Origin of the sequence: Pseudomonas sp. BW7P1 (assembly GCF_024981055.1) — a bacterium.
In the GTDB taxonomy this organism is placed as follows: Bacteria; Pseudomonadota; Gammaproteobacteria; order Pseudomonadales; family Pseudomonadaceae; genus Aquipseudomonas; species Aquipseudomonas bananamidigenes.
The window spans coordinates 126,951-139,549 of the sequence record NZ_CP103374.1 but is presented as its reverse complement, the minus strand read 5'-3'; the positions used below and the strand labels follow the sequence as shown (position 1 = coordinate 139,549).

The 12,599-nt window shown below is 60.6% G+C and carries 8 protein-coding genes; 5 read left to right on the top strand and 3 right to left on the bottom strand.

Annotated features, from left to right (window positions below; genetic code table 11):
- Positions 1 to 2,184 (bottom strand): DNA helicase II, encoded by a 2,184-nt coding sequence (gene uvrD / locus NWV16_RS00645; protein ID WP_260521579.1) that lies wholly within the window; start codon positions 2,182 to 2,184, stop codon positions 1 to 3.
- A 259-nt stretch (positions 2,185 to 2,443) separates the two neighbouring features.
- On the opposite strand from uvrD, the gene NWV16_RS00640 reads away from it, so the two are divergent.
- The 3 genes from NWV16_RS00640 to NWV16_RS00630 all read left to right on the top strand — a co-directional run bounded on the left by NWV16_RS00640 (position 2,444) and on the right by NWV16_RS00630 (position 6,655).
- Positions 2,444 to 5,317, top strand: coding sequence for a bifunctional diguanylate cyclase/phosphodiesterase (locus NWV16_RS00640; RefSeq protein WP_260521578.1), 2,874 nt, complete (start codon positions 2,444 to 2,446; stop codon positions 5,315 to 5,317).
- A 150-nt stretch (positions 5,318 to 5,467) separates the two neighbouring features.
- On the top strand, positions 5,468 to 6,334 hold the full coding sequence (gene hexR, locus NWV16_RS00635) for a transcriptional regulator HexR (RefSeq protein ID WP_260521577.1): 867 nt from the start codon (positions 5,468 to 5,470) through the stop codon (positions 6,332 to 6,334).
- A gap of 108 nt (positions 6,335 to 6,442) precedes the next feature.
- The gene (locus NWV16_RS00630) at positions 6,443 to 6,655 is read left to right on the top strand and encodes a PA3496 family putative envelope integrity protein (protein WP_260521576.1); all 213 of its coding nucleotides are present in this window, start codon (positions 6,443 to 6,445) and stop codon (positions 6,653 to 6,655) included.
- Here NWV16_RS00630 and NWV16_RS00625 read toward each other — a convergent pair.
- A complete protein-coding gene (locus NWV16_RS00625) occupies positions 6,597 to 7,559 on the bottom strand; it encodes a LysR family transcriptional regulator (protein ID WP_260521575.1) in 963 nt (320 codons plus the stop codon). The two genes, NWV16_RS00630 and NWV16_RS00625, sit on opposite strands and share 59 nt — an antisense overlap.
- 191 nt (positions 7,560 to 7,750) lie before the next feature.
- Here NWV16_RS00625 and NWV16_RS00620 point away from each other — a divergent pair, with 191 nt between their 5' ends.
- On the top strand, positions 7,751 to 9,166 hold the full coding sequence (locus NWV16_RS00620) for an acetyl-CoA carboxylase biotin carboxylase subunit (protein ID WP_260521574.1): 1,416 nt from the start codon (positions 7,751 to 7,753) through the stop codon (positions 9,164 to 9,166).
- A gap of 11 nt (positions 9,167 to 9,177) precedes the next feature.
- Entirely contained in the window at positions 9,178 to 10,986 is a 1,809-nt protein-coding gene (gene oadA / locus NWV16_RS00615) for a sodium-extruding oxaloacetate decarboxylase subunit alpha (protein ID WP_260521573.1), read from the top strand.
- 81 nt (positions 10,987 to 11,067) lie between these two features.
- Here oadA and NWV16_RS00610 read toward each other — a convergent pair whose 3' ends face one another.
- Entirely contained in the window at positions 11,068 to 12,549 is a 1,482-nt protein-coding gene (locus NWV16_RS00610; protein ID WP_260521572.1) for an autotransporter domain-containing protein, read from the bottom strand.
- Between the last annotated feature and the right edge of the window lie 50 nt (positions 12,550 to 12,599).

Genomic DNA, 12,599 nt, shown 5'->3' with positions numbered 1-12,599 from the left:
TCAGATCGCTTCCAGCTTCGCGTAACCCAGCATCAGCCACTTGCTGCCTTCGCTGAAGTTCACTTGAACCCTGGCCTGAGCGCCGGTGCCCTCGAAGTTGAGGATTACGCCATCGCCAAAGATCGAGTGACGGACGGCCTGGCCGAGGCTCAGGCCGGTTTCCGGAATCTCGCTGCCGCTGAACAGGTTGCTGCCGCTCATCGACTGATTGCCGCCGAACGGCCGGCTGACGCTGTTCGACAGCCGCACTTCCTGGACCAGACCTTTCGGCACTTCCCGTACGAATCGCGATACCTTGTTGTAGGTTTCGCTGCCATACAGGCGCCGGGTCTCGGCATAGGTCATCACCAGATTCTGCATGGCCCGGGTGATACCGACATAGGCCAGGCGTCGCTCTTCCTCAAGACGCCCCGGTTCTTCCAGACTCATCTTGTGCGGAAACAGGCCTTCTTCCATCCCCACCAGAAACACGTAAGGGAATTCCAGGCCCTTGGCGCTGTGCAGGGTCATCAGCTGAATGCTGTCTTCATGTTCGTCGGCCTGGGTGTCACCGGCTTCCAGCGAGGCGTGACCGAGGAAAGCCGCCAGCGGCGTCAGGTCTTCGTCTTCTTCGGTGTTCTCGAAGTTGCGCGCAGCGCTGACCAGTTCTTCAAGGTTTTCCACCCGGGCCTGGCCTTTCTCGCCTTTTTCCGCTTCGTGGTAAGCGATCAGGCCGGATTGCTCGATGACGGTCTGGGTCATCAGGTGCAACGGCATCTCGGCGCATTTGGCGGCGAGGTTCTCGATCAGCTCGATAAACGCACCGAGGGCGCTGGCCGCGCGACCGGTCAGGCCTTTGTTGGCCACCAGCTGGCGCATGGCTTCCCACATCGACACATCGCTGTGGCGTGCATGTTCGCGGATCGCCTCGACGGTTTTCTCGCCGATGCCCCGTGCCGGAACGTTGATCACCCGCTCCAGCGCTGCATCGTTGCCGCGGCCTTCCAGCAAACGCAGGTAAGCCATGGCGTTCTTGATTTCCGCTCGCTCGAAGAAGCGCTGACCGCCATAGATACGGTATGGAATGCGCTCGCGCAGCAAGGCTTCTTCCAGAACGCGGGATTGGGCGTTGGAGCGGTAGAGAATCGCGATATCGCTGCGAGCCAGGCCGGTTTTCAGCGCGCTTTCGATGGTTTCGACAACGTAGCGTGCTTCATCGTGTTCGTTGAACGCGGCGTACAGATTGATCGCTTCTCCGTCGCCTCCGTCGGTCCACAGCTCTTTGCCCAGACGCCCGGTGTTGTTGGCAATCAAGGCGTTGGCCGCTTTCAGGATGCCGGCGGTGGAGCGGTAGTTCTGCTCCAGACGGATGGTCTCGGAATCCGGGAAGTCGGAGGAATACTGATGAATGTTTTCGATTTTCGCACCGCGCCAGCCGTAGATCGACTGGTCATCGTCGCCGACCACCATCAGGCTGTCGCCGCCCTTGCCCAGCAAGCGCAACCAGGCGTATTGCACGGCGTTGGTGTCCTGGAACTCGTCCACCAGGATGTGCCGGAAACGCTTCTGGTAATGCGCCAGCAGGCCCGGATGGTCGCGCCAAAGGTCGAGGGCGCGCAGCAGCAGTTCGGAGAAATCGATGACCCCGGCGCGCTGGCAGGCAGCCTCGTAGGCCTCATAGATGCCGCGCATGGTGGCCAGGTACAGGTCGCCGCTGGCCTGAATGTGTTGCGGGCGGAGACCTTCATCTTTCTGCCCGTTGATGAACCACTGGGCCTGACGGGCCGGCCAGCGCTGTTCGTCCAGCCCCAGCTCACGGATCACCCGCTTGACCAGTCGTTGCTGGTCATCGCTGTCGAGGATCTGGAAGGTCTGGCTCAGCCCGGCTTCCTGCCAGTGAGCCCGCAGCAAGCGGTGCGCCAGGCCGTGGAAAGTGCCGACCCACATGCCGGCCGGGTTGATGCCCAGCAATTGCTCGATGCGGTGACGCATCTCGGCGGCGGCCTTGTTGGTGAAGGTCACCGACAGGATCGAGTGGGGCGAGGCGTTTTCCACCTGGATCAACCAGGCGATACGGTGCACCAGCACTCGGGTTTTGCCGGAGCCGGCACCGGCCAGGACCAATTGACGCCCGACGGGGGCCGCTACGGCCTGGCGTTGGGCGTCGTTAAGGGAGTTCAGCAGAAGGGAGAGATCGTCGCGCATCGGGGCATTCTAGGGCGCGTCGCAGGCCCGGGCAAACCGAGCTTTGCATTAGCCGATGAAAGTGCTGTCAATGACGACCGGTCGGTCATTGGCCACAGGTGTTGGCCCGCCTCGCTTCGGGGCTTTGACGGGTGACGGGAGACTGAAAAGTTTCGGTGAAATTATGATCTGGAGCAGTTTGGCAAGTGGTTGGGCTTGTGTATGCTCCGTCCACGTTTCCGGGCGCATGCTCACACTTATAAAAACAAGAACGTTGCCTATGACCCTCAGCTTCGACCTGTCGGGCCCCTCTGTGGAACCCCGGATGATCCGCAAGCATTACGCCACCCAGATGGCGGTCGAACGCACGCGTCTTCTCTATCAGGGTTCGCTGTTGCCCACCCTGTTCATGTTGATCAATGGTCTGGTCTGCGCCGTCATGCTCTGGAGTCCGCAGCGCTACTTCGTGGTCAGCGTCTGGCTGATCTGGCTGTTGTCGCTGGTGGCGTTGCGGGTGATCCAGGTCGCGGCATTCGATTCGGCGATACCCGATCGCCAGGCACGGCCGGTCTGGGGCCGGATGTTCCTGCTCGGGTCGTCCATGACCGGTTTGACCCTGGCCGCAGCCGGCATCGCCCTTGTGCCGGCCGACAACTTCCTGCAACAGGCATGGGTTTTCGGCCTGATCGGCGCCGCGACGCTGTCAGCCAGTGTGGCCTACGCCGTGAGCATTCCGGCCTTTCTATCCTTTACCTTGCCGTGCCTGCTCCCGGCCATCGGCTATCTGTTCTGGGGAGGCGACGAACTGGCGCGTGGCTGGGGCTGGCTCGGTCTGATTCTGCTCGGTTCCCTGAGCGTGGTGGCATGGCAGGTCAACCGTTTGATCGACCGTGGCTTGCTGCGGCGCTTTCAGAATCAGCACCTGATCGAACACCTGCAACAGGCGCAAACTCGCAGCGATCTGCTCAATCAGGCGTTGGCGAAGGAAATCGAGCAGCGTCGCTCGGCCGAAGGCAAGTTGCGTGAGGCGCAGGCCGAGCTGGAGGATCGGGTGGCCCGGCGCAGTCGTGAACTGGATCTCGCCAATCAGGCCCTGAGCAAGAGCGAAGCACGCCTGGCCCTGGCGTTGAAGGCCAGTGAGCTGGGGTTGTGGGACTGGAACCTGCAGACCGACGAGGTTCACCACACGCAGATCCAGGAATTGTTCGGCATTGACCCTGAATACGTCACCGGCTTGCTCAGGCATTTACGGCCACGCTTGCATCCCGAAGATGTGCCGCCACTCAAACGGGCGCTGATCGAGCATTTGAAAGGCCGCAGCGAGGACTATCAGATCGAATACCGGGTGCGCCATGGCGACGGGCACTGGGTCTGGATCGAAGACCGTGGCCGGGCGGTCGAGCGCGATGAAAGCGGGCGGGTGATCCGTATGGTCGGTACCCGACGCGACATCAGTGCCAGCAAAAATCTGGAGGCCCAGCAGCAATTGGCCGCGACGGTGTTCGAGGCGGCCAGTGAAGGCATCGTGATCCTCGACCCGAATTATTCGCTGATCGCCATCAATCAGGCCTTCAGCCGGGTCACCGGTTATGACATCGATGACATGCTCGGACGCAATGTCGTGGAATTGCCATGCAGCCGCGACGCCCGGCGGCACTACGTCACCATCCGCCAGGCGCTGGAGCAGCACGGCAGCTGGCAAGGCGAGCTGGTGGAGACCCGCAAGAACGGCGAGCTTTATCCGCAGTGGCTGCAATTGAATGCGGTGCGCGACAGTCGGGGAAATGTCAGCCATATCGTGGGCTTCTTCGCCGATCTTTCCGCCCGTCGCGAATCCGAGGAGCGGATGCGCTATCTGACCCACTATGACGAACTCACCGGCCTGGCCAACCGCTCGCTGTTTCGCGAAAGGTTGCACGAAGCGCATCAGCGTGTGCGACAGGGCGTGCGACGGAATCTGGCGCTGCTGCACATCAACCTGGATCGCTTCAAATTGCTCAATGACAGCCTGGGCCATGAGATAGCCGACCAGTTGCTGCAAAGGATGTCGCGGCGTCTGGTCAGTGCCTTGCCGGAAGCTGACACGATCGCTCGGCTATCCGGCGACGAGTTTGCGGTGTTGTTCGATGCTTACAGCAACCTGTCGAGTCTGGCGCGGGTCGCGACACGGTTGTCGTGCAAGCTGCGTCTGCCGCTGACGGTGGAAGGGCACGAACTGGTGGTGAGCGCTTCGATGGGGATCAGCATGCTGCCGGATAACGCCCGGGAGATCGCCGCGCTGGTCAGTCAGTCGAACATGGCGATGCAACATGCCAAGCATCTGGGCGGTAACAACTTCCAGTTCTACACCGACAGCCTGCAGGCCAGCACGCTGGAGCGTCTGCAGCTGGAAAACCAGCTGCGCAAAGCCATCGAAGAGCGGCAGCTGAGCGTGTTCTACCAACCGAAACTGTGCCTGGCGACGGGCCGTCTCAACGCCGCCGAAGCACTGGTGCGCTGGGATCATCCGACCATGGGCCGAGTGCCGCCGGGGGATTTCATCGGGCTGGCGGAGGAGACGGGGCTGATCGGTCCGATCGGCGAGTTCGTGCTGCGTCAGGCATGCCGGCAGGCGTGCGAGTGGCAGCGTCAGGGACTGGAGCCGATCCGGGTTTCGGTGAATCTTTCAGTGCATCAGTTGCGCCAGGGAAAACTGGCCAGCCTGGTGCGCCAGGTGCTGGAAGAAACCGGGCTGGCGCCGCATTACCTTGAACTGGAGCTGACCGAAAGCCAGTTGCTCGACAGTGTCGAGCACATCATCGCGACCTTTCAGCAGCTGCGTGACCTGGGGGTGAAGCTGGCGATTGACGATTTCGGTACCGGTTATTCGTCATTGAGTTATCTGAAGCGGATTCCGGTGGATTACGTGAAGATCGATCAGGCATTCATTCGTGGATTGGGGGAGGGTGGCGAAGATGCGGCCATCACTCGCGCGATCATCGCCATGGCCCATGGACTGTCGCTGAAGGTGGTGGCCGAAGGCGTCGAGCGGCAGGAGCAACTTGATTTCCTGAAAGCCGAGGGCTGTGACGAGGTGCAGGGGTATCTGATCAGCCGTCCGGTGGAGGCCGCCGGTCTCGCTGGCTTGTTGCGCCAGCAGGAAAATCCCCGGTAAAGGGCTACATGCAATGCATGTCGCCGGATACGGGGCGATCCGGTTACGCATTGAGCAGGCAAAAAGCCGATTCATGTAGTATAACTACAAGCTTGCTACATCCCCGGCATCTGGCCAAAGCACATCTTTCCATAACAAGAGTCCAGCCCCTTGAATCTGCTGCAACACATCTCCCAGTCACGTCACCTGTTACGCAAGTCGGAGCTCAAGGTCGCCGACCACGTGCTGCTTGACCCTGCGGCGGTGATGCACAGTTCCATGGCTGACCTGGCCCACAGCGTCGGCATCAGTGAACCGACCATCGTGCGCTTCTGTCGTGCCATCGGTTGTTCCGGTTTTCAGGACCTGAAACTCAAGCTTGCGCAAAGCCTCGCGGCGGGCGCGAGTTTCGGTCAGTTCGCGATCCATGAAGACGACTCGGTCGCCGACTACAGCCTGAAAATTTTCGACACCACCCTGCACACGCTGATGGAAGTTCGCGAGAAGCTCGATCCGCAGGAGTTGCAGCGCGCGGTGACGCTGATGTCTCAGGCCCAGCGCGTCGAGTTCTATGGTTTTGGTGCATCGGGCGCAGTGGCTGCGGATGCGCAGCACAAGTTCTTCCGTCTGTTGCTGACTGCTGCGGCGTATTCCGATCCGCACATGCAGGCGATGTCGGCGGTGACGCTGAAGCCCACCGACGTGGCGATCTGCATTTCCCAGTCCGGCCGTTCCAAGGATTTGCTGATCACCGCCAACCTCGTTCGCGAGAGCGGTGCATCGCTGATCACCTTGTGCCCGAGCCAGACACCGTTGGCCGAGCTGTCGACCGTCAACCTGGCGATCGACGTGCACGAGGACACCGAAATCTATACCCCGCTGACGTCGCGCATCGCCCACCTGGTTGTGATCGATGTGCTGGCCATGGGCGTGGCCATGGCGCGGGGTCCGAGTCTGGTCAACCACCTCAAGAGCGTCAAACGCAGTCTGCGCAGCTTGCGCCTGTCGCCAAAAGCGGTCAAAGCGCTGGATGACTGAAGGTCATGGAATGAGGCCAATCTTCATCTGTCTGTAACCCCGGCGAAGCCAAACCGTCATCCCCCGCGCCTATCGTGAAACTCCCGTACTCGCCTTGGGAGACTCGAAATGGCTCAGCCTTACGAAGAACGCAACAGCGCCGCGAAAACCCGTCGTCAGCAGGAAGACCAGCGCCGCATGGAATTTCGTCGCGCCATCGAAGATCGCTTCGAACTTCGTCAGCTTCAGTGCGAAATCAGCGATTTTCCCGAGGATATCGAACTCAATTACTGGCAGGCATCTCCCGCGGCTTCCCGTCGAATCGTTCAGCCAGTGCGCTGACCTGCGCCCGCTCGCTACGGATGAATGCCAGGAAGGCATGGGCCACCGGTGACAGCCGCTTGGCCTTGGCCTGTACCAGGCACCAGCTGCGAAAGAGCGGCAGTTCTTCGACCGGAAGCTCCACCAGGCCGCCGGTCGCCAGCTCCAGGTTCAGGGCGTGACGTGTCAACAGCGCCACGCCCAGACCTGCCACAACGCATTCACGCTGAGCTTCGGCCGACGCTACTTCCTGTGTCTGCGTGAAGTGCACGCGTTTTTCCTTGAAGTACTCCTCGCAGGCCAGTCGAGTTCCCGAACCGGGCTCCCGAATCAGTAGTGTGTAAGGCTCAAGGTCCTGCAAGCGCAGCGGCCCCATGTGCGACAGCGGGTGATCCGGCGGGGCGACCGCGACAATCGGATTGTTGAGAAACGGCAGAAACTCCAGGCCCATGTCCTGCGGCACCATCGACATGATCACCAGGTCGTCGCGGTTGTCGGAAAGACGGCGGATCACCTGGCCGCGGTTGACCACCGTCAGTTGCAGATTGACTTCGGGGTGCTGGCGCCGGAAAGCGGCGAACAGGTGCGGCACGAAATACTTGGCGCTGGATTCCACCGCCAGTTTCAACTGCCCCTGCAAGGAGCCCTGCATGTCCGACAACTGCATGTCGAGGTTTTCCAGGCGGCCGAAGATGTCGCGGCTGGCGCGCTGAAGTGCTTCGGCGGCCTCGGTCATGTAGAGTTTTTTGCCGACATAGTCGAACAGCGGCTGTCCTATCAGCTCTTCCAACTGACGAATCTGTAGGCTGACGGCCGGTTGCGTGAGAGACATTTCCTCGGCAGCGCGGCTGTAAGAGCGCAAATCACACACTTCGTTGAAGATCTGCAATTGACGCAATGTCATACGCATCAAGGACTTACGCATTTTTAACCGACTCTGGCCGCTGGCTGATGCTGTGACTATAAGTCTTTACTTATGCCTGACCCAATTTTTATTCATTTTTGTTAATTCCTTGTGAGCGCTAGTGTGAAGCCGCGACCAGATTGAAACATTTGGTCACGCGTCGACCTGGGTCTAGCAGGTCGTGGGTACCACCGGCTCAAGGGAACCTCCAAGTGATAACAAAGATCCTGATCGCCAACCGGGGTGAGATCGCCGTACGAATCGTGCGTGCCTGCGCCGAAATGGGCATTCGCTCGGTTGCGATTTTTTCCGACGCCGACCGCCATGCCTTGCATGTGAAGCGTGCCGATGAGGCCCACAGCATTGGTGCCGAGCCGCTGGCCGGTTACCTCAACCCGCGCAAGCTGGTGAATCTGGCCGTGGAAACCGGTTGTGATGCGCTGCATCCCGGGTACGGTTTCCTTTCGGAAAACGCCGAACTGGCAGAGATTTGCGCCGAACGCGGAATCAAATTCATTGGCCCCTCGGCGGAAGTCATTCGCCGCATGGGTGACAAGACCGAAGCGCGCCGCAGCATGATCAAGGCCGGCGTACCGGTCACGCCGGGTACCGAAGGCAACGTCTCGGGCCTGGAAGAAGCCTTGAGCGAGGGCGACCGTATCGGTTACCCGGTGATGCTCAAGGCCACCTCCGGTGGTGGCGGTCGCGGTATCCGTCGTTGCAACAGCCGCGAAGAACTCGAACAGAATTTCCCTCGGGTCATTTCCGAAGCCACCAAGGCTTTCGGTTCGGCGGAAGTGTTCCTGGAAAAATGCATCGTCAATCCGAAGCACATCGAAGCGCAGATCCTCGGCGACAGCTTCGGCAACGTTGTGCACCTGTTCGAACGGGACTGCTCGATCCAGCGTCGCAACCAGAAGCTGATCGAAATCGCCCCGAGCCCGCAACTGACCCCGGAACAGCGTGCCTACATCGGCGATCTGTCGGTGCGTGCAGCCAAGGCAGTGGGTTACGAGAATGCCGGTACCGTGGAGTTCCTGCTCGCCGAGGGCGAGGTGTACTTCATGGAGATGAACACCCGGGTGCAGGTGGAACACACCATCACCGAAGAAATCACCGGGATCGACATCGTCCGCGAACAGATCCGCATCGCCTCCGGCCTGCCGCTGTCGGTGAAGCAGGAAGATATCCAGCACCGCGGTTTTGCCCTGCAGTTCCGGATCAACGCTGAAGATCCGAAAAACAACTTCCTGCCGAGCTTCGGCAAGATCACCCGTTACTACGCTCCCGGCGGTCCGGGCGTGCGTACCGACACGGCGATCTACACCGGCTACACCATTCCGCCGTTCTACGACTCGATGTGCCTGAAACTGGTGGTCTGGGCGCTGACCTGGGAAGAAGCGATGGACCGTGGCCTGCGAGCCCTGGACGACATGCGTCTGCAAGGCGTGAAGACCACCGCCGCGTATTACCAGGAAATCCTGCGCAATGCTGAATTTCGCAGCGGCCAGTTCAATACCAGCTTCGTGGAAAGCCACCCTGAACTGACCAACTACTCGATCAAGCGCAAACCCGAAGAGCTGGCCCTGGCCATTGCCGCCGCCATCGCCGCCCACGCAGGCCTGTGAGGAATAGAACAATGACTAAAAAGATTTTCGTAACCGACACCATCCTGCGCGACGCCCACCAATCGCTGCTCGCCACTCGCATGCGCACCGAAGACATGCTGCCGATCTGCGACAAACTCGACAAGGTCGGCTACTGGTCGCTGGAAGTCTGGGGTGGCGCGACCTTCGACGCCTGCGTGCGCTTCCTGAAAGAAGACCCGTGGGAGCGCCTGCGCCAACTGCGTGCCGCGTTGCCCAACACGCGCCTGCAAATGCTTCTGCGCGGCCAGAACTTGCTGGGCTACCGGCATTACAGCGATGACGTGGTCAAGGCGTTCGTCGCCAAGGCAGCGGTCAACGGCATCGACGTGTTCCGCATCTTCGACGCGATGAACGACGTGCGTAACCTGCGCGTGGCGATCGAAGCGGTGAAGGCTGCCGGCAAACACGCCCAGGGCACTATCGCCTACACCACCAGCCCGGTGCACACCATCGATGCCTTCGTCGCCCAGGCCAAACAAATGGAAGCCATGGGTTGCGACTCGGTGGCGATCAAGGACATGGCCGGCCTGCTGACCCCGTACGCGACGGGCGAGCTGGTCAAAGCATTGAAAGCCGAGCAGTCGCTGCCGGTGTTCATTCACTCCCACGACACCGCCGGCCTGGCTGCCATGTGCCAGCTCAAGGCTATTGAAAACGGTGCCGACCACATCGACACCGCGATCTCCAGCTTCGCTTCGGGCACCAGCCACCCGGGTACGGAATCGATGGTTGCGGCCCTCAAGGGCAGCGAGTTCGACACCGGTCTGGACCTGGAACTGTTGCAGGAAATCGGCCTGTACTTCTACGCCGTGCGCAAGAAATACCATCAGTTCGAAAGCGAGTTCACCGCCGTCGACACCCGTGTTCAGGTCAACCAGGTACCGGGCGGGATGATTTCCAACCTGGCCAACCAGTTGAAGGAGCAGGGTGCTCTCAACCGCATGAACGAAGTGCTGGCGGAAATCCCGCGTGTGCGTGAGGACCTTGGCTTCCCGCCGCTGGTGACACCGACCTCGCAGATCGTCGGTACCCAGGCGTTCTTCAACGTGCTGGCCGGCGAGCGCTACAAGACCATCACCAACGAGGTGAAGCTTTACCTGCAAGGCGGATACGGCAAGGCGCCGGGCACCGTGAACGAAAAGCTGCGTCGTCAGGCCATCGGCAGTGAAGAAGTGATCGACGTGCGTCCCGCCGATCTGCTCAAGCCGGAAATGACCAAGCTGCGTGCGGACATCGGCGCACTGGCCAAGTCCGAAGAAGACGTGCTGACCTTCGCCATGTTCCCGGACATCGGGCGCAAGTTCCTCGAAGAGCGTGCCGCCGGCACCCTCACGCCGGAAGTGCTGCTGCCGATCCCGGAAGCGGGCAAGGTGGCCTCGGCCGGCGGCGAAGGTGTACCGACCGAGTTCGTCATCGACGTCCATGGCGAAACCTACCGCGTGGACATCACCGGTGTCGGCGTCAAGGCCGAAGGCAAGCGCCACTTCTATCTTTCCATCGACGGCATGCCGGAAGAAGTGGTGTTCGAGCCGCTCAACGAGTTCGTCGGCGGTGGCAGCAGCAAGCGCAAGCAGGCGTCGGCACCGGGCCATGTCAGCACCACCATGCCGGGCAACATCGTTGATGTGCTGGTCAAGGAGGGCGATATCGTCAAGGCGGGCCAGGCTGTGCTGATCACCGAAGCGATGAAGATGGAAACCGAAGTCCAGGCCGCTGTTGCCGGCAAGGTCACCGCCATTCACGTCGCCAAGGGCGACCGGGTGAACCCGGGTGAGATCCTGATCGAGATCGAAGGCTGAGATAACGGCCTCGATACAACGCTTTAAACCTCGGGGGAGCATGTGCTCCCCTTTTTTTTGCCGCCACGCCCCGAACAGGACTCAGAACGCCATTCGCCATTGTCCCGATACGCCGTGGTTGCGGCTGTCGGAGCCGATCCCTCCGGACAGACCGATATCCAGCGTGTGACTGTCCGAGAGTGCCAGTTCCAGTCCTGTGTCGAGTTTTAAGCTGTTGCGATCCAGTTCTGCTCCATAAACGGTGTAGTCGGACCCGCCGGCGACCAGCCGTTGTCGGGTGCTGGTGACGGTCTCTCCGTAAACGTGTTTCCACCCTGCGCTGAACCGCGGCGTGAGACGCAGGCCGTTATCCAGTGTGCCGACCTTCGCCATGCGCAGCCCGATGGTGGTGTTGAAGTTGCCCTGGGTTTGCGCATGAACCTTGAGCGCCGCCGCGCCACCTGTTTCGGTGTAACCGTTGCGCCGGTAGTGCTGGTAACCGACACCGGCAAAGGGTTCGACGGTCACGTTGGCCCCTCCCAGGTTGTATCCCGACTCGATGAACGCTTGTCGGGTGCTGGCGTGGTAGTTGCCCTTGAGCCGGTCCTGGAAGCGACCGAATGCGACTTCGCGGCGGGTGCGGCCTTCATGACCGCTCCAGATTGCACCGAAGCGAAGTGACGACGGGCCGCTCTGGCGCAAGGCGTAGGCACCCAGGTGCCAACTGTCGAGATCGCCGTTCAGTGCTTTACTGTCGATGCGAGTGTCGGATATCCCTCCCATCAATCCCAGGTGCCATTCTTCGGTAACGCGCCAGTCCGTACCCAGCAGCAATCCTTTGGTGGAATGCTGCATGGGTTCCACATCGCGATCCAGTTTGCCGCCATGGCCGAGAGCCTGCAGCCAGACCCTGCCGCTGTCTGTGCTTGCGGCCGCATGACGTGGAGCGTTTCCCTGAACATCATGGGTGCCATCGAGTTGATGCATGGCCGACAGCAGGCTGTCGCTGACCGGTGTGACACTGCTTAAAGTCGCCTTGGCGAGGGTGGCCTTGCTTCCGCCCGCCAGTTGATCCCAGGCGATGGCGGCTGTGGTTTCGTCGACAGCAAGCACGGCTTCGATGGCTGCGTTGCCGACGGATGGAGGAGCATCCGTTGACGCAGGCAGCTCAACCACTTGGGTTTGTTGAGCTACGGGCGTTCCGGCCAGAGCCGGTTCCGGTGACGGCACCGGTTTTTCGATGCTTTCTTCGAGCGCGCTGCCACTTTCTGTCGTGGCGAGCCTCTTGGAAGGAATGTCATCGGAAGAAATGCCATCGGATGTGTGAACTGGAACCACCAAGTCCTTGGTGCTGACCGGGCTTGTCATGGGCGTCGGAGTGTTCCTTTCTTCAGGAGGGGGTTCTTCAGCGGGACTGAGTGGAGCAGGTATTTCCTTCTTCTTGCGCGGCTTTTTGACCTTCACTTCGATATCGACGTGCGCGTCGGGCTCGGATTGCTCCGCGAGTGAAAATTCTACGCAACCGGTAGCCAGCGCAATGGCCAGGACAAGATGTTTGAGCTTGGAATTATGTTGAAGGGGCATTCCGTTCGGCCTCTTGAAGGGTGAGGCCAAACTGTAAAAGTCGAAGCAGG

What these genes read in the sequence shown, in the direction of transcription:
- oadA (WP_260521573.1), top strand. Translation starts at nt 9,178, where the DNA reads ATGACTAAAAAGATTTTCGTAACCGACACCATCCTGCGCGACGCCCAC.
- uvrD (WP_260521579.1), bottom strand. Translation starts at nt 2,184, where the DNA reads ATGCGCGACGATCTCTCCCTTCTGCTGAACTCCCTTAACGACGCCCAA.
- NWV16_RS00610 (WP_260521572.1), bottom strand. Translation starts at nt 12,549, where the DNA reads ATGCCCCTTCAACATAATTCCAAGCTCAAACATCTTGTCCTGGCCATT.
- NWV16_RS00625 (WP_260521575.1), bottom strand. Translation starts at nt 7,559, where the DNA reads ATGCGTAAGTCCTTGATGCGTATGACATTGCGTCAATTGCAGATCTTC.
- NWV16_RS00630 (WP_260521576.1), top strand. Translation starts at nt 6,443, where the DNA reads ATGGCTCAGCCTTACGAAGAACGCAACAGCGCCGCGAAAACCCGTCGT.
- NWV16_RS00640 (WP_260521578.1), top strand. Translation starts at nt 2,444, where the DNA reads ATGACCCTCAGCTTCGACCTGTCGGGCCCCTCTGTGGAACCCCGGATG.